Below are 22,518 nucleotides of genomic sequence, written 5' to 3'. Positions count from 1 at the left end.
GGTTGCGGGGGACGGCGTGAATACGTCCATGTAGCCTCGGTCGCGCCATCCATGGCGCTCACGCCCCCTCAACCGGACCTACCCCGCCTTCGACAGTTTCCTGCGATCTGTCGGAACGGCGTTCTGCTTTGGTGGGTGCCGACCGTTGGTCGGCACGGGGTCTGATTCCGCTCTGAATATCGATATCTGACAGATGTGTCGACCAAGGTCGACACCTGGCAACAGCCGCGAAGATCTGTCAGAGGTGGGGCGGTGTCGGAGTGCGGGGTGTCAGCCGCATGGATGCGGCTGCCAAGCTTACAGGGATGTACTTGCAGCGTCCCCGCACTCCGATACCGTCCCGCCAACCCACGGAATGCCCGCTTTGGCTGTTGCCGTTGCCGTTGCGTTGCATTGAGCAGGGTGCAGGGCTGCAAGCCCTGCAAAAAACACCCTCACTTCACCCAGCTGTCGATCTCGCCGTGGGCGAACGGCCCCAGCTTCGCCTTCACCAGCCGGCCCTGTGCATCGAACAGCACGCTGTAGGGCAGCAGGCCCTGCGTATTGCCCAGCTGCACGCTGGCATCGCGTGGCCCGGGTGTCTCGATCACGATCGGGTAATCCACCGGTACCCGCTGCAGGAAACCGCGCACGTCTTCCGGCGTATCCAGCGCCAGGCCAAGAACCTGCACACCGTTGTCGCCCTGGGTGTGGGCAAAGCGCGCCAGTTCAGGCATTTCTTCAACGCAGGGCGCGCACCAGCTGGCCCAGACGTTGATCAGCAGCGGGCGGCCGGTAGCGTGCTGGCGCAGGTCCAGCGGTCGGCCTTCAAGATCGGGCAGCGACAGCGCGGGCAGGTTGTCGCCGACCTGCAGGGCGGGTGCCACCGCCGCCACCGCAGGCGCCGCTGGCATGGCCTCAGGCGCAGCCGGCGCGGGAGCCAATCGATGCCCGGCCCACAGGCCGAGGCCGGCGGCCAGCACCGCTGTCCACAGCAGCGCTGGCCGTTGCCACTTCATCGTGCGGTGCGCAGCAGCGCTTCCTCGACCACCGCCTGGGTCAGCAGGGTCGGCAGCACGGTCGGCGGTGCGCCGGGGCCGTACACCACGTACAGCGGCACGCCCACGGCCTTGTGCTCTTCCAGGAACGTGGTGATCTGCGGATCGACGTTGGTGTAGTCACCGCGCATGTACACCGCGTTGGTGCGCTTGAGCAGTTCCTTGAACTCTGGGCGCGACAGCACGGCGCGCTCGTTGGCCTTGCAGCTCACGCACCAGTCGGCGGTCATGTTCACGAACACCACGCGGTTGTCGGCGCGCAGGCGATCCAGCAGCTGCGGCGAGTATTCGACCACGTTGTCAGTGGCCGCCTGTGCGGCACGCGCCGGCGCTGCCAGCTGGGTCACGCCCCAGGCCGGAACCAGTGCACCGATCGCCAGCAGCACGCCGAGCAGGGTGACGGCGCGCGAGCCGGTCCAGCGGTTGCGTTCAAACAGCCACAGACCGAAGGCCAGCAGCAGCAGGCCACCCAGCACCAGCGCCATGCCGTCCACGCCGCGCTGCTTGCCCAGCACCCACAGCAGCCACAGCACGGTGGCATACATCGGGAAGGCCAGCACGTGCTTGAGCGTTTCCATCCACGGGCCCGGCTTGGGCAGGCGGCGCGCCAGCGCCGGCACGAAGCCGATCAGCAGGAACGGCAGGGCCAGGCCCAGGCCGAGGAACAGGAACACGGTCATCGCCTTCAGCGGCGGGGCAATGAACGCGTAGGCAATCGCGCCGCCCATGAACGGGCCGACGCAGGCACTGCCGACCACGCAGGCCAGCGCACCGGTGAAGAAATCACCGGCCGGGCCACTGCGGCTGGCCAGCGACTGGCCGAGGTTGCCGATGCCGCCGCCCAGTGTGAACACGCCGGACAGGCTCAGGCCCACCGCGAACATGATGTAGGCCAGCGCCGCCACCACGCCCGGGTGCTGCAGCTGGAAGCCGATGCCGACGGCGTTGCCGATCGCGCGCAGGCCAACCATCAACGCACCGATCACCGCGAACGCGACCAAGACGCCCAGCGTGTACCAGAGGGCATGGCTGCGCGCGCGCTGCGGGCTTTCGCCACTCTGCGCCAGGCTCAGGACCTTCAGCGACAGGATCGGCAGCACGCAGGGCATCAGGTTCAGTACCAGGCCACCGGCCAACGCCAGCAGCAGGACCCATACGAACGAACGGTCCGGATTCGGCGTGGTCACCGGCGGTCGCGTGCGCAGCGCGTTGTCACCCTGTGCATCGGCGGCGAACTCACTGCTGGCGGTGCCGTCACCTGCAGCAGGGGTCGTGGCATCCGTATTGGGCACGGTTGGCAGCAGGCGCAGCGGTGCGCCGTTGGCGGCTTCGCGTGGTGCGCCGTTGGCAGCGGGCAGCGGGCTGATCACCTCATTGCGCGGTGGCGCCTGGTCGGCACTGCTGCTGACCTTGCCGGCCGGAATGGACAGCTTCACCCGGCGGGTCATCGGCGGGTAGCAGATGCCATCGGTCTGGCAACCCTGGAAGGTCACCACCAGAGTGCTGTCGACCGCATCGGCGATGGAGCGGCGCAGCGGCAGCGGCACTTCCACCTGGTTGAAGTACACCGAGACATCGCCGAAGTGTTCGTCGCGATGCGACTGTGCGGCAGGCCAGCGCAGCTTGTCGGCCAGCACCCCGGTGCTGCCGTCCAGCTTCACCGATGTGCGGTCGCGATACAGGTAGTAGCCCGGTGCCGGGCTGAAGCGCAGCAGCAGGGTATTGCCGTCGCTGGCGATGGCGTCGAAGCCGAACGCCTGCTCCGACGGCAGCGGCAGCGCCTGGCTGTTGCTGGCCGCGCCCGGCAGGCGCAGGCCACCGCTGTTGCCGGCACCGGCCAGCGGGTTGTTGAACGGGCTTGCCGCACCGGCACGCGCGGCAGGCACCGCGGCCGCCGCACCGGCGCCCGGCAGCGTGACCTGCACCACGCGCTTCTGCGGCGGGTAGCAGACACCGGCATCGGCGCAGCCCTGGTAACGCACTTCCAGGCTGATGGTGCCGGCGGCGTCGGTCGGCGTGCCGGGCAGGGTGGCCTGCAGGCGTTCGCGATAGGTTTCGACTTCGCCGAAGAAATCGTCGTGGTGCTTGTCGCCCTTGGGCATCTGCAGCGCGCCGGCATTGAAGGCCGGGTCGGCCTTGACGCTGGTGCGGTGGCGATACAGGTAATAGCCCGGTGCGATCTTGAACTGCAGTTGCACCTGGCCCCGTTCGGGGGCGCTGGCGGTCAGCGCGAACGCCTGGTCCACCGGCAGCAGGTCCTTCTCATCCAGCGCGAAGGCCGGCAGCGAGAGCCACAACAGGGCGCACAAGGCGGCGCCGCGCGCAAACAGAGTCTTCAATCAGTGTCCTCCCGGGTCTGTGCCCGGATCCAGTCCAGATACGCCGGCAGGCCGGCCCGGGTTTCGACCGCAATGCACTCCGGGAGTTCATACGGATGCAGTGCGACGATCCGGGCAATCGCGTCATCGACGCGGCTCGCGGTGGTTTTCACCAGCAGCTGCAGTTCGGCGTCGGTGGTCACCTCGCCCTGCCAGCGGTAGGTGGACTGCGCGCCATCGAGGCGGGTCACGCACGCGGCCAGGCGCTCGCCGACCAGCGCGTGCGCGATGCGCTCGGCACTGGCCCGGTCCGGGCAGGTGGTCAACAGCAGCAGGACGGGATCGACGGTCGACATGACCGTCGAGTATAGGGCCGCCGCCGGGTCAGGGCCCGGCGGCGGCAGTGGACCGCTGCGTTGCGCGGTCAGTTGGCCAGCTGGCAGGAGGCCGGCTTGGCCGAGGTGAACAGGCCCGGGGTCGCCCACTCGGGGTGGTCGATGAACGGGTTGCGGTTGCCCTGGAAGCTGTAGATCACGTCGTTGCGGGCACGCTCGGCATCATCCGGCGGATCGGACAGGTGCCAGTCGATCAGCGTCGAGAGCAGGCCCATGTAGGCCGGCGAACTGCTGGTCTTGACGATCCTGCTGCGGTCGTCGGTCAGCTCCAGGTCCGGCTCGGACTGGCCGGTGGCCGCATCCTTGCCGCCCTCGTAGCGGATCGCCATGTACATCACCGCACGTGCCATGTCGCCCTTGCGCTTGCCCCACACCTCGAAGGTGCCGGTGTTGCCGTCCGGCGTGCGCACCCAGTTGGAGTTGCCCGGGTAGCCGCCGCTGCCGCCGCCCTGGCCGTTGTTGGCCTCGGTGGCGCGTTCGCCGCAGTTGGCGTCGCACTTGCCGAACGGCTTGTTGCCACGGTCGGCGTTCCACTGCGCGTCGGTCAGGTACAGCATGTGGGTGTCGGTGTACGGCGCGTACGGCAGGCCCTTGTCGCCGGTGGTGCTGGCAAAGCCCAGCGAGTTCGGCCAGGTGTGCTCGCGGTTGTACTTCAGGCCGCCGCCGCTGCCGGCGCGGTCGGTCACCTTGGCGTAGCTGCGGTTGCGGTACGCATCCAGGATCCTGCCGCTGTTGTTCGGATCCTCGTCGGCGATTTCCAGGATGGTCCAGGTGCTGGTGCCCGAGCCGCTGTACGGGTAGGCGGTGTGGCCCTTGATGGTGGCGTGCAGCGAGCAGCGCAGCTGGCTGGGGCTGCTGGTATTGACCTTGGAGTAGTAACCGGCCGGCACGCCCGGGTTGCCCGGGTCCGGATTGCCGCCGGTGCTGGCCACGGTGAAGGCGATGCGGCTGTCGGCGGCGGGGTGCGCCCCCTGCAGGTCGGTGATGCGCGCGGCGCGGATGTCGAAGCGGCAGGCTTCACCGGCCACCAGCGCGGTGTTGGTGGACAGCTTCACGCTGCGGCCGCTGGCCGGGTAGGTCAGCGGCACGATGCCGGAGGTACCGCAGCTCAGCGCGAACGCGCCGCTGGCCAGGTTCACCGTCTCGCTGAACACCACTTCCAGATCGGCCGCGGCCGGGAAGGTGCTGCTGCCCTGCGCCGGGGTGGTGGTGGACACCGACGGCGGCGTGTTCGGGCCCGGGGTGCCGCCGCCGCTGAAGGTCTGGCCGTTGTTGCAGCTGCCGAAGGTCTGCCTGGCCGACTCGGCCCAGGTGAAGTGGGCGTACTGGCTGCCGCTGCCGGTCAGCTGCAGCGAGGTGCCGGGGGCCGTGCTGTTGGTCTCGGCCACCGGAATGTTCTGGCTGGTCATGCCGGCGGCAGGGCCACCGGAGGCGGTGATGGCGCCCTCGTAGCTGAGGAACTGGACCACCTTGCCGCTGGCGTCGACCAGGGCGATGCCGTCGTTCGGGCCGTTCTGGATGCCGTTGGTCGGGTAGTTGACCACGGCGATGCTGGCGCTGCCGCAACCGGCGGCGGTGCCGGCCGGGACCGGGTTGTTGGCGTAGACCGTGGCGGCCGAAGGATTGCTGCCGTTGTAGAGGTAGAGGCGGTAGCCGGACAGGTCTTCACCTGCGGTAGCGACCACTTCGATGACTTCGCCGACGTCACCGGCGGCGGTGCTGTCGTCGTAGTGCAGTTCATTGATGAAGACCTCGGCCTGGGCCGGCGCCGCGGCCAGTGCCAGCAGGCAGGCGGCGGCAAGCGGGGACAGCAATCGCATCGACTACTCCTTGTGATTGGGAATGCCTGACCGAGCCTAAGGCCGATCCAGTGACACTTTGTCGTAAATGAACGTCAGATATCTGACAGTGCGACGCTTGTCACCGAAATTGTCCAGGACCGACGCCGTGGCCGAGGCGCGCGGGTGGAAAAAATTTTTTCATTCCGCCCTTGAAAGGGGGCGGCGCGGCTCCATCTCTGCCCTGCTCCCGACGTTGTCGGGTTTCTTCACGTGCGGTTCTGGCACTCGCCTGGGGTGAGTGCTAACATCGCCGGACTTTTTTAGACCAATCAATCACTTAAGAGGTCTCCTATGAGCATCAAGCCGCTGCACGACCGCGTTGTGGTCAAGCCGATCGAAGCCGACGAAATCTCCGCCGGTGGCATCGTCATCCCCGACTCGGCCAAGGAAAAGTCCACCAAGGGTGAGGTCGTGGCCGTCGGCCCGGGCAAGCCGCTGGACAACGGCAACGTGCGCGCGCCGTCGCTGAAGGTCGGCGACAAGGTCATCTATGGCCAGTACGCCGGCAGCTCGTACAAGAGCGAAGGCGTCGAATACAAGGTCCTGCGCGAAGACGACGTGCTCGCCGTCATCGGCTGAGCCTCGGCGCGACCTGTTTCAACCTGATCCCAAACTCCCAGCCGCCGGGCATCGTCCGGCGCTACCAATGAGGTAAATGCAATGGCTGCCAAGGATATTCGTTTCGGTGAAGACGCCCGTTCGCGCATGGTGCGCGGCGTCAACGTTCTCGCCAATGCCGTCAAGGCCACCCTGGGCCCGAAGGGCCGCAACGTCGTGCTGGAAAAGAGCTTCGGCGCCCCGACCATCACCAAGGACGGCGTCTCCGTCGCCAAGGAAATCGAACTGGCTGACAAGTTCGAGAACATGGGCGCGCAGATGGTGAAGGAAGTTGCTTCGCGCACCAACGACGATGCCGGCGACGGCACCACCACCGCCACCGTGCTGGCCCAGGCCCTGATCCGCGAAGGCGCCAAGGCCGTTGCCGCCGGCATGAACCCGATGGACCTCAAGCGCGGTATCGACAAGGCCGTTTCGGCCGCCGTCGCCGAGCTGAAGAACATCTCCAAGCCGACCGCCGACGACAAGGCGATCGCCCAGGTCGGTACCATCTCGGCCAACTCGGACGAGTCGATCGGCCAGATCATCGCTGACGCGATGAAGGAAGTCGGCAAGGAAGGCGTCATCACCGTTGAAGAAGGCTCGGGCCTGGACAACGAGCTGGACGTGGTCAAGGGCATGCAGTTCGACCGCGGCTACCTGTCGCCGTACTTCATCAACAACCAGCAGTCGCAGACCGCTGACCTGGATGACCCGTTCATCCTGCTGCACGACAAGAAGATCTCCAACGTCCGTGACCTGCTGCCGGTGCTGGAAGGCGTCGCCAAGGCCGGCAAGCCGCTGCTGATCGTGGCCGAGGAAGTTGAAGGCGAAGCGCTGGCCACCCTGGTCGTCAACACCATCCGTGGCATCGTCAAGGTCGTGGCCGTCAAGGCGCCGGGCTTCGGCGACCGTCGCAAGGCGATGCTGGAAGACATGGCCGTGCTGACCGGCGGCACCGTGATCTCCGAAGAAGTCGGCCTGTCGCTGGAGAAGGCCACCATCAAGGACCTGGGCCGCGCCAAGAAGGTGCAGGTCTCCAAGGAGAACACCACCATCATCGACGGCGTCGGCGACAAGGCCAACGTTGATGCACGCGTGGCGCAGATCAAGACCCAGATCCAGGACACCTCCTCGGATTACGACCGCGAGAAGCTGCAGGAACGCGTGGCCAAGCTGGCCGGCGGTGTTGCCGTGATCAAGGTCGGCGCCTCGACCGAAATCGAAATGAAGGAAAAGAAGGATCGCGTCGACGACGCCCTGCACGCCACCCGTGCGGCCGTTGAAGAAGGCGTGGTTCCGGGCGGCGGCGTTGCCCTGGTCCGCGCGATCACCGCGCTGGCCGGCCTGAAGGGCGCCAACGAAGACCAGAACCACGGCATCCAGATCGCCCTGCGTGCGATGGAAGCCCCGCTGCGCGAGATCGTTGCCAACGCCGGTGACGAGCCGTCGGTCATCATCAACAAGGTCAAGGAAGGCACCGGCAGCTTCGGCTACAACGCCGCCACCGGCGAGTTCGGCGACATGCTGCAGTTCGGCATCCTGGACCCGACCAAGGTGACCCGTTCGGCGCTGCAGAACGCGGCCTCGATCGCTGGCCTGATGATCACCACCGAAGCCATGGTTGCCGAAGCTCCGAAGAAGGACGAGCCGGCCATGGGTGGCGCCGGTGGCATGGGCGGCATGGGTGGCATGGGCGGCATGGACTTCTAAGTCCCCGCATTCGCACCGCAATGAAAAACCCCGCTGCAAGGCGGGGTTTTTTTGTGGCCGGCTGCAATGGCATCGCTTTTCGAGCGGCTTATCCTGCGTCCTGCAGGGTGTGTGTGCCTGCTGCCTGCGGCGTCATCAATGCTGCATGCAACCAGGTCATGAAAGCAGGTATCGCCGCGTTGGCCTCGCCGTCCGCACGCGTCACCGCGTAGTAGGCAAAGGCCTGTGGCCAGGGCTGGTCGATCACCACCTGCAGCCGGCCATTGGCGAGTTCTTCGGCCGCGTGGATGTCGCGCACCAGGGCGATGCCTTGCCCGGCCACCGCCGCGCGGATCAGCAACAGGTCGTCATCGAACGCAGGGCCGCGCTCCAGTCGTTCATCGACGGGTAGATCCAGTGCCTGGAACCACAGCCGCCAGTCGCTGCGGTCGGCGTCCTGCAGCAGCGGCAGCTGCAGGCAATCCTGCACCGTACCCACGGCAGGCGCGCTGGCCAGCAGCGCAGGGCTGGCCACCGGCAGCAGTACCGGCGCCAGAAGATGCTCGGCATGCAGGCCAGGGTAGCGGCCCAGTCCATGACGGATCGCGATGTCCACCCCCTCGCGGCGCAGGTCGACCAACGCCGCGCTCGAGTCCAGCTGCACGTCCACCTGCGGATGCAACGCACTGAACCGGCCCAGTCGCGGCGCCAACCACTGTGCGGCGAAGCTCGGTGCCGCGCTGATGCGTAGCGTGCACCGGGTTTCCCAGCGTTCGAGTGTCTGCAGGCTCTGTGCGATCTGATCGAAGGCCTGCAGCAGCTCCGGATACACGCGCGCGCCGGCTGCACTGAGCACCACGCCATGCCGGGTGCGGTCGAACAGGCTCACGCCCAGCCGCTCCTGCAGCTGTCGAAGCTGCTGGCTGATTGCACCAGGTGTCACCCCCATCGCATCGGCGGCGGCGGTCAGGCTGCCATGTCGGCCGGTTTCAACGAAGGCCCGCAGGCCCAGCAGCGGCAGCACCGCACCCATCTCCACTCTCCTGTAACCGCGTCGGCACGCGCCGCGCTGCGACAGCATATCGACCACACTGCAGCCTGTCGCGCGCGCGTCGCGCACGTTGAGCCCCGCTCAACTCCCCGTGCAGAAGACATCGTTTCCCCGCGACGCAGGCCTTTCCTAGACTGCCTGCACGGCTGCTGCAGCGCCCGTTCCCGCATCGCCCGGCCACCTTCAACGGCCGGTACCTGCCGTCGCTCCCTGCCGTCCAGGATTCCCATGAACGAACCTTCGCTGCACCTGTACTCCGACAGTTCTCCCAATGGCTTCAAGGCCACCATCGCACTGGAAGAGCTGGGTCTTCCCTATCGCCTTCACCACGTCCACATCGCCGATGGCGAACATCGCCATCCCGACTTCCTGCGGCTCAACCCGCATGGCCGCATTCCCGTGCTGGAAGATCGCGCGCGCGGCATCGTTGTCTTCGAATCGGCGGCGATCCTGATGTACCTGGCCGAACAGGGCAATGCGTTGCTGCCTTCCGAACCGGCTGCGCGCTGGGAGACGCTGACCTGGCTGATGTTCCATGCCGCCAGCGTCGGCCCGATCCTCGGCCAGCGCGTGCACTTCGAGCATTTCGCACAACAGCCCGATTCCGCGGCAATCGAACGCTACCGCCGCCTGAGCGACGAGCTGTTCGGCGTACTCGACCAGCGCCTGCAGGGACGCGAGTGGTTGGCTGGCGATCACTACTCGATTGCCGACATCGCCCACTTCGGCTGGCTGCATATCGCCCGCATCATCGACATCGATTTGTCGCGGCATCGCCATCTGGATGCGTGGTACGCGCGGGTTGCAGCACGCCCTGCGGTACAGCGCGGCGTGCAGCTGCCCGAGCCGGCCACCGGTCCGTAAGGAGGCGATGCTGATGAATGATTCCATTGCGATGCCGGGCGCGTCGGCGCCGGTCTTTGCCGCGCACCCGGGCTACCAGCGCATGTTCCGCGCCGATGCACTGACGCTGGGCATCTACCTGCCGCTGCGCTTCTACCAGGGCGACATGGCCGTGCTGCAGGGCCAGGCGCGGCTGGTGGAGGAGATCGACCGCCACAACTTTGCCGCGGTATGGGTGCGCGACGTGCCGCTGTTCGATCCGCTGTTCGGTGATGCAGGCCAGCTGTTCGATCCATTCACCTACCTTGCGTGGCTGGCAGCGCGCACACAGCGCGTGGCCCTGGCCACCGGCAGCGTGGTGCTGCCACTTCGCCATCCGATCGATCTGGCCAAGGCCGCGGCGTCGATCGATCAGCTGTCCGGTGGGCGGCTGGTGATGGGTGTGGCGTCCGGTGATCGACCGCTGGAGTTCCCGGCCTATGGACTGGAGCACGCGGCGCGCGGAGAGCGTTTCGCCACCGCAATGAACGAGATGCGCCGTTGGCTGCAACCGGGCACGGATGGGCGGATGACACACGCCGGTGCCGGGCAGGGCGTGCAGTTGCTGCCGCCCACGGTCAGTGGCCGCGTTCCGCTGGTTGTCACCGGTGGCGCACGTCAGCCACTGGAGTGGATCGGCCAGCATGCCGATGGGTGGCTGACCTATCCAGAGGCCACCCATGACAACGCCGGTCCGCAGCGGCTGGCCGCGAAGATCGGCGCCTGGCGCGCGCTGATTCCGGACGGCGGCTTCCGTCCGCACATGACCAACGAATGGATCGACCTGGTGGACGATCCGGATCATCCACGCATGCCGTTGCGGGGTGGCTTCACCCTGCGCACCGGCCGCAAGGGTCTGATCGATCTGCTGCAGGCCTGGCAGCGGGCCGGCGTCAACCATGCCGCACTGGGGATCCAGTTCGCCGAGCGGCCTGCCGGCGAGGTGCTGCAGGAGCTGGCCGAGGAGGTACTGCCGTTGTTTCCGTCGCATCCCGGGCCGGCGGCGAAGGTGATGGACTGGTAGCCACGCCGAAGGGGATGGCATATGATTAGGCGCCTAATCATATGCTCATCACGAGATGATCGAAGCCAAGCACAATGCCCTGCTGGAAGAGGCGCTGCGACGCGGCCATGCCAATGTTGCGCAGCTGCGCCTGTGCTTCCAGCTGCTGTCGTTGTCGTCGTCCATCGACCACGATTGCGCCACCCGGCTGGCGCCACACGGGCTCAGTGAGGGTCGCTTCATCGTGTTGTTCCTGCTGCATGGGGCCGGTGGCACGTTGTCGCCCCACGAGCTGGCCGAACGCGCAGGCGTGACCCGCGCCACCATCAGCGGCCTGCTCGATGGCCTGCAGCGCGAAGAACTGCTGCAGCGTCGCAGCGATGCTGAGGATGGCCGTCGCCTGCAGATCGTATTGACCGCACGGGGAAAACGCTTGGCCGAGACACTGTTTGACCAGCACACACAGTGGATCGGAGGCCTGTTCAATGGTCTGGATACCGATGAACAGCAGCAGCTGTCGCGGTTGCTGCACAAGGTCTGGCAGCACACCGATGCTGGACGAGAGTCTGCAGCATGAGCCCGGCGATTGCGGCGCAACGCCTGCATGAACTCAACACCGGTCGCGTTGCCACCGCCCATCTGGCCGAATGCCTGGCAGTGGATTTCGCCGCGTTGCTGCAGGTGGTGGCGCCTGCGCTTGCACCGGAAGCGCTGCAACGCATGCGGGATGCCTCAGGCAAGGGCATCACGCTGCGCATGGCCCTGGCCGCGCAACTGCTGCGTGAGGCGGGGCAGGGCGCGCCTGAGTTCTGGCAGGATCACAGCTCCGATACCGTGCGTGGCTGGGCCTGCTATCTGGTCGGCAACGATGCCCACGCAACGTTGGCAGAGAAGCTGCAGCAGATGCGCACGCTGGCCGATGACCCACACTTCGGTGTGCGCGAATGGGCGTGGCTGGCGCTACGCACGGACATCGTTGCCGCGCCGATGCAGGCGCTTGAGTACCTGCAACCCTGGACACAGGAAACATCGCCGTACCTGCGCCGCTTCGCCTGTGAAGCGCTGCGCCCACGCGGTGTCTGGGCCACGCATATCGCACTGTTCAAGCAGCATCCGGAACTTGCGTTACCCATGTTGGAAGCACTGGCTGACGACCCGGAACGCTATGTGCAGGATTCGGTCGGCAACTGGCTCAATGACGCCGGCAAGACTCATCCGCAGTGGCTGCGCGAGCTGTGCACGCGTTGGCAGCACGAGCGCCACAGCGACGCCAACGCCTACATCCGCAAACGCGCATTGCGCTCGTTCCGGTAGTGCCGGCCGCTGGCCGGCAACCCCGCAACCCCGTAAACCTCAAGGACGAACCACCATGTCGCACACCTTCATCGAGCTCTACACCGCCACACCAGCCTGGACCGCACTCCCGCCCGAGCAGCGGAATGCCTTCTTCGCCCGTATTGGCGCCGGCATGCAGCAGTTCGATCCAGCCCGCATCACGCCGCTGGCGATGGGCAGCATTGCCACGGACGTACCGCACGGCAGTGGTGAGCAGTTCTATGCCGTCTGGTGCTGCGCCAGCCGCGAGGAGGCCGACGCGCTGGTGGCGGGCATCGCCGCCACCGGCTGGCACGACTACTTCACCACCACCCATGCGGTAGGCGCGGTGGACGACATGGCCCAGCATCTGGCTGATCTGGCTGCGTTGTAGCGGCGCGAAGAGCGCTCGCATAGCGCAGCCCACGGCATGGATGGCACATGCGCCTGTCACCCAGACACGGTAAACAGTGCATTGCCCATGTCCATCCGCAGGGAAGTCGATCATGCAGAGCACGCTCCAGGTCACGCTGTTCGGCCCTCTTGGCGACAGCCCGGCGTTGCAGTTGCCGGGCCTGGAGGGGCCGTCGGTGGCCATCCCGGAATCGGCCCTGCGGCGGTTGGTTTCCGACCTCTACACCGCGCGTTCCCTGCTCAACCCCGAGCAGCTGGACGAAGCCAGGCAGGAGCTGGACCGCGTGCTGGAGCGCTGGGCCGACATCCATGAGGGCCTGCTGCTGGACGTGGAAGTGCATGGTAAATGAGCAACTTCGCGTGGCTGCCGCCGCGTAGGCATGGCTGGTGCGCACCTCGCTGAACCGCGTCCCCAGTTGCGGATGAAACATTTTGCACTGCGCAAAAGCTGTGCTATCAATAGATCCCATGAACGCAGCCGCCACCCGCTTTTACTGGTATTACTTTCCGAAGCCACTGGCGGAGGAAGGACTGCGCTCACCCTGAAGAAAGCTTCAGACGCATTCCCGAAAGCCGCCAGCGAACCTGGCGGCTTTTTTCATGCCGCCACGCTGGGGGCCCCCAACGTTCCGGAGATCTCCTGCAATGCCCCCGCACACCGACGACCTGCGTATCCGCACCATCGAACCGCTGACACCGCCTGCCCAGCTGCTGGCGATGCTGCCTTGTGACGATGAAGCTTCCGACACCGTCAGCGCCTCGCGCGCGGCCCTGCACCAGATCCTGCATGGCCGTGACGACCGCCTGGCGGTGGTGGTTGGCCCGTGCTCGATCCACGACCCGAACGCCGCCATCGAGTACGCCCAGCGCCTGAAGCCGCTGCGTGACGCGCTGGCCGGTGAGCTGGAGATCGTCATGCGCGTGTACTTCGAGAAGCCGCGCACCACGGTGGGCTGGAAGGGCCTGATCAACGACCCGGACCTGGACGGCAGCTTCAGGATCGACAAGGGCCTGCGCATTGCCCGCGGCCTGCTGCGCGACATCAACAAACTCGGCCTGCCGGCCGGCGTCGAATTCCTCGACGTGATCTCGCCGCAGTACATCGCCGACCTGGTGGCATGGGGCGCGATCGGCGCACGCACCACCGAAAGCCAGGTGCATCGCGAGCTGGCCTCGGGGCTGTCGTGCCCGGTCGGCTTCAAGAACGGCACCGATGGCAACGTGAAGATTGCGGCCGATGCCGTGGGTGCGGCATCCAACCCGCATCACTTCCTGTCGGTCACCAAGCAGGGTGGCACCGCCATCGTGTCGACCACCGGCAACCCGGACTGCCATGTGATCCTGCGCGGCGGCAAGCAGCCGAACTACGACGCAGGCAGTGTTGCCGAGGCCTGCCAGGTGCTGGCCAAGGCCAAGCTGCCGACGCGCCTGATGATCGACGCCAGCCATGCCAACAGCCTGAAGAACCCGGAGAACCAGCCGAAGGTGATCGAGGACATCGCCGTTCAGCTGGAAGACGGCGAACAGCGCATCGTTGGCGTGATGATCGAGAGCCATCTGGTCGGTGGCCGCCAGGAACTGGTGGAAGGCCAGCCGCTGGTCTATGGGCAGAGCATCACCGATGGCTGCATCGACTGGGACACCACCGTGACGGTGCTGGAGCGACTGGCTGCGGCCGTGCGCGCCCGTCGCGACGTGAAGGTGTCCGAAGCAGCTTGATGGAAGCCGCCTGAGTGCGGCACGTGTGTGGATGGCGGCCAGCGCCTGCGGGGGTGCGGCCGCGATCAGGGCCGGTCGGAGTTGGAGACCGGCCCATCTGCACCGGCGATGCGCCTGGCGCTGCGCATGAGCGACAGCGCCAGGTACATCGCCGGGGTGGCAGTAGATCCACGCCATGCGTGGACGATTCGCCGTCCCCGGCAATGACGGCTACGACCGCTGGAGGCCACATTTGTCGCGGGCCCGTCGGGTCGCACCCGGCACGCCAAGTGGTCCAGTCCGCACAGTGCGATGATCCGCCTTGGACACGTAGAGTCGAGCTTGCTCGACTGCGGAAAAACGTGCACCAACGGCAGTCGAGCAAGCTCGACTCTACTCAAGGTCCGCAGTAGATCCACGCCATGCATGGATGTGGGCCACAATGCGATCACTTCTCCTTGCGGCTGCCGCCATGAAAGAACTGATCATCCCTGAAGCTGCCCAACGCGACGAATCTTCGGTCGAGATGATTCGCGTGTGGATCGCTGAGCGCGGGCTGCATGCATCATTGAAAGTGGGGCTGTACGAGGATCGCCCTGACATCCGCGAAGAACGTGCCTGGGGGCGAATTCTTGCAGATGTTGCCCAGCACGTTGCCGACGCGCTGGTGACCAGTGAGGGCATGGACCGTGACGTGGTGGTCGAGGCCATCAAGGCAGCCTTCAACGAGGAGCTGCAGGCGCCATCCAGCGGCCGGTCCGGCGGGTTCGTCGTGCGGCATTGACGGTAGATCCACGCCACGCGTGGATGAATTCCCCGCCCCACCTTCACCGCTTCGCCCGAATCCTCGCCAACGCCAGATACATCGCCGGGGTCGTGTACAGCGTCAACCATTGGCTGACCAGCAAGCCGCCGACAATCGCAATGCCCAGCGGTTGCCGCAGCTCCCAGCCTTCGCCATTGGCCAGCATCAGCGGCAGCGTGCCCAGCAGCGCTGCCAGCGAGGTCATCAGGATCGGCCGCAGGCGCAACCGTGCGGCTTCCATCACTGAATCCTTCGCGCTCAGCCCGCGCCGCTCGCCGGCCAGTGCGAAATCCACCAGCAGGATGGTGTTCTTCATCACCACGCCCACCAGCAGGAACAGGCCGAGCAGGGCGATCAGGTTCAGTTCGTTGCCGAACAGCCACAGCGCCAGCAGCGCACCGACACCGGCCGAAGGCAGGGTGGACAGGATCACCAGCGGCTGCAGGAAGCTCTCGTAGAGGATGCCCAGCACCAGGTAGACCGCCAGCGTGGCGCCCAGCACCAGCCATAGCTGGCGCGCGCGCAGCTGATCCAGGCCGCCGGCTTCGCCGGACAGTTTTCCCTGGACCGAACGTGGCAGCATCAGTTTCGACATCGCACCATCGATCGCCTGCGTGGCCTGTTCCAGGCCCACCCCCGGTGCCAGTGCGAACTCGATCCAGATCGAGGCGAACTGCTCGCTGTGGTACACCCGGTCCGGTGCCATGCCATAGCGCCAGCTGGCGATGCTCGACAGCGGAATGCGCTGGCCGTTGCCATCGATCACCTGCAGGCGTGACAGCGTGCCCGGGTCCTGGGTGTGCTTCGGGTCCAACTCCATCACCACGCGGTACTGGTTGAGGCTGTCGTACAGCGTGGCGACCTGGCGCTGGCTGAAGGAGTTGTTGAGCATGTTGGCCACCGTGCGCAGGTCGACGCCGTGGCGCGCGGCTGCTTCGCGGTCGATATCCAGCACCACCTGGCGCATGCCCGCTTCACCCTGTGCTTCCACGTCCACCAGTTCGGGCAGGCCACGCAGCGCGGCCGCCACCTTCGGCGCCCATTCGCGCAGTGGTGCTGTATCGGCCGACAGCAGCTGGAACTCGTACTTGCCGCTGCTGCCGGCGCCCTCCAGGCGGATGTCCTGGTCGACCCACAGATAGAGATTGCCGCCGGGCAGCTTGGGCAGCCGCGCGCGCAGGCGGTCGATCACCTGTTGGCTGGACACCTTGCGCTCGGCCAGCGGCTTCATCTTGATCATGATGAAGGCGTTGTTGACCCCGTTGCTGCCACCGATGTAGCCGATGATGTCCTCGATGGCCGGATCGGACAGCAACAGCTTCCTGTACGCATCGATCTTCGGTTGCATGGCCTGGAAGGACAGGCCGTCATCGCCGCGCGCGAAGCCGCGCAGCTGCGCGGTGTCCTGCTTGGGCACGATGCCCTTGGGCACCTGCTGGAACAGCCACGTGTTAAGCGCGATGACTGCAACGAAGGCCAGCAACGGCCAGCGCAGCCGGCGCAGGCTGGCCTGAAGCGTGCGCAGGTAGGCGCTGCGCACACGTTCGAACAGCGCATTGCTGCCCCGCTGCCAGCGCGAGGGTTGCTGCGCGGCATCCACGAACAATCGTGCACACAGCATCGGCACCAGGCTCAGCGCGACCAGCACGGAGACCGTCATGGCCGCCACCAGGGTCAACGAGAATTCGCGGAACAGGCGTTCGACGAAGTCGTCCAGGAACAGGATGGAGACGAACACCACGGCCAGTGCAACGTTCATCGACAGCAGCGTGGCACCGACTTCCGATGCGCCACGCACCGCCGCCTGCCAGCGGTCAGCGCCCAGCTCGCGATGGCGGGCGATGTTCTCCAGCACCACGATGGCATCGTCCACCACCAGCACCGCCGCGACAATCAACGCCGTCAGCGAGAGCGTGTTGAGCGAGAAGCCCATCAGCGCGATCAGCGCCAGCGTACCGAACAGCACCACCGGAATCGCCACGCTGGGCACCAGTGCAGCACGCCAGTGGCCGAGGAAGGCCAGCACCACCAGCACCACCAGTACGATCGCCAGCACCAGGGTGAGCTCTGCCTCATGCAGGGTGGCGCGGATTACCGGCGAGCGGTCCATCACCAGCCGCATGTCCACGCCGGAGGGCAGCAGTGCATGCAGCTGGGGCAGCTGGGCCTGGATGGCATCGACGGTGGCGATGATGTTGGCGCCGGGTTGGCGGCTGACGATCAGCAGCACGGCCGGGCGTTCGTTGTGGAAGCCGCTGGCGTAACGGTCTTCCACGCCATCGGCAACGGCGGCGACATCGCCCAGCCGCAGCGTGCGGTCGTCGCTCACCTTCAGAGCCAGTTCGCGGTACTGCGCGGCCTGGCGCAGCTGCAGCGGCGCTTCCAGCTGCCACTGCTGGCGGTCATCGCCCACGGCACCCAGCGGGCGCATGGCGTTGGCGCGGCCGATGGCCTGGGCCACGTCCTCCAGCGCCAGGCCTGCATGGTTCAGTGCATTCGGGTCCAGCGATACACGCACGGCGGGCAAGGCGCTGCCGCCCACCTGCACTTCGCCCACGCCCGGTACCTGCGACAGCTTCTGCGCCAGCACGGTGGAGGCCAGGTCATACAGCTGGCCTGGCGAACGCGTGTCCGAGGTCAGTGCCAGCGCCAGGATCGGTGCCTGTGAGGGATTGACCTTGCGGTACTGCGGCATGCCGGGCATGCCACTGGGCAACTGCCCGCGTGCAAGATTGATGGCGGCCTGCACTTCACGCGCTGCCTCATCGATGTCGCGGCCGAGTACGAACTTCAGTTCGATCTGGGTCTGGCCCTGGGTGCTGGCCGAGTCGATGCGTGAGATGCCGGGCAGGCTGCCCAGTGCGCGCTCCAGCGGCGTGGCGACGGTGGCTGCCATCGACTCGGGCGAGGCGCCGGGCAGGCTGGCACTGACTTCAATGGCGGGGTAATCGACCTGTGGCAGCGGCGCCACCGGCAACAGGCGCAATGCCAGCAGGCCGGCCAGCACCAGCGCCACCGCCAGCAGGATCGTCGCTACTGGGCGCTGCACGCAGGCCTGCGCCAGGCGCGCGATGGGGGTCACGCGCGCGCCTCGTCAACGGCCACCGGGGACGTCGCACGGCCTCGCTGCAGGCGATCAAAGGCCAGGTAGATCACCGGCGTGGTGAACAGGGTCAGTACCTGGCTGACCAGCAGCCCCCCCACCATCACCCAGCCGAGTGGCTGCCGCAGCTCTGCGCCGGAACCACTGGCCAGCATCAGCGGCACTGCGCCGAACAGCGCGGCCAGCGTGGTCATCAGGATCGGCCGGAAACGCAGCAGCGCGGCCTGATGGATCGCCTCGCGCGGTGACATGCCGCGTGTGCGCTGCGCGTCCAGCGCGAAGTCGATCATCATGATCGCGTTCTTCTTCACCAGGCCGATCAGCAGCACGATGCCGATCACCGCGATCAGGTCCAGGCTGCGTCCGCTTACCCACAGCGCAGCCAGCGCACCGACGGTGGCCGAGGGCAGGGTGGAGAGGATGGTGATGGGGTGGATGAAGCTCTCGTAGAGCACGCCCAGCACGATGTACATCACCACCACCGCGGCCAGGATCAGCCACAGTGTGGACGACAGCGAGCTGCTGAAGGCCGCTGCGGCACCCTGCAGGCGAAGTTCGATGCTCTGCGGCAGGTTCACCTGTGCGCGCGCGGCGTGCACAGCCTCCACCGCTTCGCCCAGCGAAGCGCCCGGGGCAAGGTTGAACGACAGCGTGGCCGCCGGGAACTGGCCCACGTGATTGCGTAGCAGTGCGGACGGACCCACCTCTACCCGCGCCACCGCACCCAGCGGCACGGTCTGCCCACTGCTGCTGCGCACACGCAGGCCCGTGATCGCCTCCGGCCCGGGCTGTCGTGAAGGATCGGCCTCCAGCACCACCCGGTACTGGCTGGCCTGGGTGAAGATGGTCGAAATCTGGCGCTGCCCATAGGCGTCGTACAGCGCATCGGCTACTGCTTCCACGCTTACGCCCAGGCGCGCCGCCGCATCGCGGTCGATCGCCACGCGCGCCTGCCGGCCCTGCATCTGCAGATCGCTGGCGACATCGCGCAGTGCAGGTTGCTGGCGTAGCGCCTGCAGCAGCTTCGGGGTCCAGCGTTCCAGTGTTTCAAGATCCGGCGTGGTCAGGGTGAACTGGTACTGGGTGCGGCTGATGCGGTCTTCGATGCCCAGCTCCTGCACCGGCTGCAGGTACAGGGTGATGCCGGGGATACTCGATACGCGCTGTTGCAGGCGCGCCATCACCACGGCGGCGCCGTCGCGGTCGCCGTGCGGTTTCAACTCGATCAGCAGGCGGCCGGTATTGAGCGTGGCGTTGTTGCCGTCCACGCCGATGTAGGACGAGACGCTGGCCACCGCCTCGTCGGCTTCGATGGCCGCCGCCAGCGCCTGCTGGCGCTGGCGCATGGCCTGGAATGAGATCGCCTGCGGCGCTTCGCTGATGCCCTGCACCAGGCCGGCATCCTGCACCGGGAAGAAACCCTTGGGCACGGCGAAGTACAGCGCCACGGTCAGTGCGAGGGTGGCAACGGTGGCCAGCAACATCAGCGGCTGGCGCTGCAGCACCCAGCGCAGCTGGCGGTCGTAGAGGCTGATGACGCGGTCGAAGACATCGGGCGCATGTGCAGTCTTCGCGTGCGGCTTCAGGAACCGCGCGCACAGCATCGGCGTCAGCGTCAGCGAGACCACCAGCGAAATGCTGATGGCTACCGCCAGTGTCACTGCGAACTCATGGAACAGTGCACCCACCAGGTCGGCCATGAACAGCAGCGGGATCAGCACCGCGATCAGCGAAACAGTCAGCGACACCAGGGTGAAGCCGATCTCGGCTGCGCCTTTCAGCGCTGCATCGCGGGGGCTTTCGCCTTCCTCCAGATGGCGGGCGATGTTCTCCAGCATCACGATGGCGTCGTCCACCACGAAGCCGGTGGCGATGGTCAGCGCCATCAGCGTGAGGTTGTTGAGCGAATAGCCGGCCAGCAGCATCACCGCGAAGGTGCCGATGAGCGACAGCGGCACCGCGACGCTGGGAATGAGCGTGGCCGGCAGATTGCGCAGGAACACCCAGGTGACCAGCACCACCAGGCCGATGGCCAGTACCAGTTCTTTCTGCACGCCGCGCACCGACGCGCGGATCGATTCGGTGCGGTCGCTCAGTACATTCATCTGCACGCCGGCGGGCAGCGTGGCCTGCAGCTGCGGCAGCAGCGTACGCACCTGCTCGACCACGGCGATCACGTTGGCGCCGGGCTGGCGCTGGATGTTCACCAGCACTGCCGGCGTGGTACCGCTCCACGCAGCCAACTGGCGGTTCTCGGCGCCATCGGTAATGGTGGCTACATCGCCCAGCCGCAGCGGCGCGCCGTCGCGCCAGGCCAGTATCAGGGCACGGTACTCATCCACGCTGCGCATCTGATCGTTGGCATCGAGCATCACCGCGCGGATCGGGCCATCGAAACTGCCCTTGGGCAGGTTGACGTTGGCGGCGGCGATGGCGGTGCGGATGTGGTCCATGCCCAGGTTGTTGGCGGCCAGCGCCGCTGGATTGACCTGGATGCGCACCGCCGGGCGCTGGCCACCGGCCAGGCTGACCAGGCCGACGCCGGGCAACTGCGCCAGGCGCTGGGCGATGCGCGTATCCACCAGATCGTGCACCTGCGGCAGCGACAGGCCTTGCGAGGTCACCGCCAAGGTCAGGATGGGGGTGTCGGCCGGGTTGACCTTGCGGTACACCGGCGGCACCGGCAGGTCCCCGGGCAGGAAGCTGCCCGCCGCGTTGATGGCGGCCTGCACGTCCTGCTCGGCCACACCCAGCGACACCTCCAGCCCGAACTGCAGGGTAATGACCGAGGCGCCACCGGAACTGGTCGACGACAGTTGTTTCAGGCCGGGAATCTGGCCGAGCTGGCGCTCCAGCGGTGCGGTGATGGTGCGTGTGGTCAGTTCGGGGCTGGCCCCCGGATACAGCGTGGTGATCTGGATGATCGGGTAATCGACCTGCGGCAGCGCCGCCACCGGCAGCAGGCGATAGGCCAGCACGCCGGACAGCAGCAGCGCCACCATCAGGAGAGTCGTTGCGACCGGGCGCAGGATGAACGGGCGCGAGAGGTTCATGCGCCGGCCTTGGTCGCGGCCTCCTCGGTGATGATCTCCACCGCCGTGCCGTCTTCCAGCCCGTCGATGCCTTCGATCACCACCTTGTCCCCTGCGGCCAGCCCGGAGCGCACGGCCACGCGTCCATCATCGGCTGGACCGAGCACCACGGTGCGGCGTTGTGCCTTGCTGTCCTTGTCGACGATATGCACGTAGTTGCCCTGGCTGCCGAACTGCACGGCGGCATCGGGAATCAGCAGCGCGGGCTGCTCGCCCAGCTGCAGGCGGACGTTGACGAACTGGTTGGGGAACAGCGCCAGATCGTGGTTGTCGAAGTGCGCACGCAGTTTCAACGTGCCGGTGGTGGTATCGATGCGGTTGTCGACGCTGGACAGCGAGCCGCGGGCCAGCTGCCGGCGTTCTTCGCGGTCCCAGGTTTCCACCGCCAGTGCCGGTTGCGCCTGCACGGCATCGAGCAGCGCAGGCAGCTCGGGTTCGGGCACGGTGAACAGCACGCTGATCGGCGCGGTCTGCGCCAGCGTCACCAGGCCTTCGGCATCGCTGGCGCGCACCAGGTTGCCCACGTCCAAACGGCGCAGCCCGACGCGGCCACTGACCGGCGCGGTGATGCGGGTGTACTGCAGCTGCAGGCGCGCTTCATCAACAGACGCCTGATCGCTGAGGCGGCGGCCCTGCAGCTGGCGCACCTTGCTCTGCTGGTCGCTCAGTTCCTGCCCGGACACGTAGTTCTGCTTCTGCAGTTCGCGGTAGCGCTGCAGCTGGCGCTCAGCGTTTTCCAGCTCGGCCAGATTCTGCTGCTGGGTACCCTGCGCCTGTGCCAGCTTCACTTCATACGGGCGCGGGTCGATCTGCGCCAGCAGATCGCCGGCCTTCACCTGCTGGCCTTCCTGGAAATGCAGCCGTAGCAGTTCGCCATCCACGCGGCTGCGTACCACCACGCTGTGCAGCGGGGTGACCGTACCGACCGCCTTCAGGCGCAGCACCAGCGGCTCGGCGCTGGCGCGTGCCACGCGTACCGGCACCGTTTTGCCCGGCGCATCGTCGCTGCTGCCGGCACCATTCCGGGGCCACAGCCACCACGCCAGAACGGCGACGAGGGCGATGGCCAGCACCGCCCATAACAGGCGGGCACGACGGAAGCGGGAATTTTCGGCGACAGACATGGGGCATCCTGCGCCCTGCGCGCGCAGGGACATGCGGGCCCGTCGGCGCGTTCACGGCACCACGGGCAGCGGGGAGGGAGTTGTCTGGCGGGGCCGCGGGCGCGGCGTGGCTGGATGCCGTCGCGGCAGCGACGGGGTGACAATGGTAGCCA

General features: G+C 66.8%; 18 protein-coding genes. 10 read left to right on the top strand and 8 right to left on the bottom strand.

Translation table 11 applies throughout. The features are described from left to right. Positions 1 to 434 precede the first annotated feature (434 nt). From ACX9OT_RS02395 to ACX9OT_RS02380, 4 genes are all read right to left on the bottom strand, one after another. Positions 435 to 998 (bottom strand): TlpA family protein disulfide reductase, encoded by a 564-nt coding sequence (locus ACX9OT_RS02395; protein WP_049462806.1) that lies wholly within the window; start codon positions 996 to 998, stop codon positions 435 to 437. After that, positions 995 to 3,376 carry a protein-disulfide reductase DsbD family protein gene (locus ACX9OT_RS02390; protein WP_049462805.1) on the bottom strand — a complete coding sequence of 794 codons (2,382 nt, stop codon included), beginning with the start codon at positions 3,374 to 3,376 and terminating at the stop codon, positions 995 to 997. Before ACX9OT_RS02390 ends, ACX9OT_RS02395 begins: the two co-directional genes overlap by 4 nt. Next, positions 3,373 to 3,711 carry a divalent-cation tolerance protein CutA gene (cutA, locus tag ACX9OT_RS02385; protein WP_014648595.1) on the bottom strand — a complete coding sequence of 113 codons (339 nt, stop codon included), beginning with the start codon at positions 3,709 to 3,711 and terminating at the stop codon, positions 3,373 to 3,375. Before cutA ends, ACX9OT_RS02390 begins: the two co-directional genes overlap by 4 nt. Positions 3,712 to 3,779: 68 nt before the next feature. Beyond that, positions 3,780 to 5,570 carry an endonuclease gene (locus tag ACX9OT_RS02380; protein WP_049462804.1) on the bottom strand — a complete coding sequence of 597 codons (1,791 nt, stop codon included), beginning with the start codon at positions 5,568 to 5,570 and terminating at the stop codon, positions 3,780 to 3,782. 312 nt (positions 5,571 to 5,882) lie between these two features. On the opposite strand from ACX9OT_RS02380, the gene ACX9OT_RS02375 reads away from it, so the two are divergent. Next, positions 5,883 to 6,170 carry a co-chaperone GroES gene (locus tag ACX9OT_RS02375; RefSeq protein WP_005411227.1) on the top strand — a complete coding sequence of 96 codons (288 nt, stop codon included), beginning with the start codon at positions 5,883 to 5,885 and terminating at the stop codon, positions 6,168 to 6,170. An 81-nt stretch (positions 6,171 to 6,251) separates the two neighbouring features. Next, a complete protein-coding gene (gene groL, locus ACX9OT_RS02370; RefSeq protein ID WP_005411226.1) occupies positions 6,252 to 7,901 on the top strand; it encodes a chaperonin GroEL in 1,650 nt (549 codons plus the stop codon). Between the two features lie 88 nt (positions 7,902 to 7,989). Here the strand turns inward: groL and ACX9OT_RS02365 are convergent, their stop codons facing one another. Beyond that, positions 7,990 to 8,913, bottom strand: a complete 924-nt coding sequence (locus tag ACX9OT_RS02365) for a LysR substrate-binding domain-containing protein (RefSeq protein WP_049462803.1) — start codon at positions 8,911 to 8,913, stop codon at positions 7,990 to 7,992. A gap of 246 nt (positions 8,914 to 9,159) precedes the next feature. Here ACX9OT_RS02365 and ACX9OT_RS02360 point away from each other — a divergent pair, with 246 nt between their 5' ends. The 8 genes from ACX9OT_RS02360 (at position 9,160) to ACX9OT_RS02325 (ending at position 15,026) form a co-directional block, all read left to right on the top strand. Then, positions 9,160 to 9,795 carry a glutathione S-transferase family protein gene (locus tag ACX9OT_RS02360; protein WP_049462802.1) on the top strand — a complete coding sequence of 212 codons (636 nt, stop codon included), beginning with the start codon at positions 9,160 to 9,162 and terminating at the stop codon, positions 9,793 to 9,795. Positions 9,796 to 9,808: 13 nt separating this feature from the next. Further along, positions 9,809 to 10,837: an LLM class oxidoreductase gene (locus ACX9OT_RS02355; protein ID WP_049462807.1), complete on the top strand. Its 1,029-nt coding sequence runs from the start codon at positions 9,809 to 9,811 to the stop codon at positions 10,835 to 10,837. Positions 10,838 to 10,892: 55 nt separating this feature from the next. Continuing rightward, positions 10,893 to 11,393: a MarR family winged helix-turn-helix transcriptional regulator gene (locus tag ACX9OT_RS02350; protein ID WP_049462801.1), complete on the top strand. Its 501-nt coding sequence runs from the start codon at positions 10,893 to 10,895 to the stop codon at positions 11,391 to 11,393. Beyond that, positions 11,390 to 12,130 (top strand): DNA alkylation repair protein, encoded by a 741-nt coding sequence (locus ACX9OT_RS02345; protein ID WP_049462800.1) that lies wholly within the window; start codon positions 11,390 to 11,392, stop codon positions 12,128 to 12,130. The genes ACX9OT_RS02350 and ACX9OT_RS02345 overlap by 4 nt, the downstream gene beginning before the upstream one ends. Positions 12,131 to 12,185: 55 nt before the next feature. Beyond that, positions 12,186 to 12,524, top strand: coding sequence for a DUF6616 family protein (locus ACX9OT_RS02340; protein ID WP_049462799.1), 339 nt, complete (start codon positions 12,186 to 12,188; stop codon positions 12,522 to 12,524). 112 nt (positions 12,525 to 12,636) lie between these two features. Next, the gene (locus ACX9OT_RS02335; protein ID WP_005414620.1) at positions 12,637 to 12,894 is read left to right on the top strand and encodes a hypothetical protein; all 258 of its coding nucleotides are present in this window, start codon (positions 12,637 to 12,639) and stop codon (positions 12,892 to 12,894) included. A 295-nt stretch (positions 12,895 to 13,189) separates the two neighbouring features. Further along, a complete protein-coding gene (locus ACX9OT_RS02330) occupies positions 13,190 to 14,263 on the top strand; it encodes a 3-deoxy-7-phosphoheptulonate synthase (RefSeq protein WP_049462798.1) in 1,074 nt (357 codons plus the stop codon). Between the two features lie 451 nt (positions 14,264 to 14,714). Then, the gene (locus tag ACX9OT_RS02325) at positions 14,715 to 15,026 is read left to right on the top strand and encodes a DUF5076 domain-containing protein (protein WP_080356512.1); all 312 of its coding nucleotides are present in this window, start codon (positions 14,715 to 14,717) and stop codon (positions 15,024 to 15,026) included. Between the two features lie 43 nt (positions 15,027 to 15,069). Here ACX9OT_RS02325 and ACX9OT_RS02320 read toward each other — a convergent pair whose 3' ends face one another. The 3 genes from ACX9OT_RS02320 to ACX9OT_RS02310 are packed head-to-tail and all read right to left on the bottom strand — an operon-like array spanning position 15,070 to position 22,366. Next, complete coding sequence (locus ACX9OT_RS02320) at positions 15,070 to 18,129, bottom strand: efflux RND transporter permease subunit (RefSeq protein ID WP_080356513.1); 3,060 nt, start codon at positions 18,127 to 18,129, stop codon at positions 15,070 to 15,072. Continuing rightward, a complete protein-coding gene (locus ACX9OT_RS02315) occupies positions 18,126 to 21,203 on the bottom strand; it encodes a multidrug efflux RND transporter permease subunit (protein ID WP_049461954.1) in 3,078 nt (1,025 codons plus the stop codon). The genes ACX9OT_RS02320 and ACX9OT_RS02315 overlap by 4 nt, the downstream gene beginning before the upstream one ends. Beyond that, on the bottom strand, positions 21,200 to 22,366 hold the full coding sequence (locus tag ACX9OT_RS02310; RefSeq protein ID WP_012512239.1) for an MdtA/MuxA family multidrug efflux RND transporter periplasmic adaptor subunit: 1,167 nt from the start codon (positions 22,364 to 22,366) through the stop codon (positions 21,200 to 21,202). Before ACX9OT_RS02310 ends, ACX9OT_RS02315 begins: the two co-directional genes overlap by 4 nt. Positions 22,367 to 22,518: the final 152 nt, after the last annotated feature.

The sequence above is a fragment of the Stenotrophomonas genospecies 3 genome (assembly GCF_054473855.1).
The sequence above is the reverse complement of the archived record's forward strand: the minus strand, read 5'-3'. Positions and strand labels throughout refer to the sequence as shown.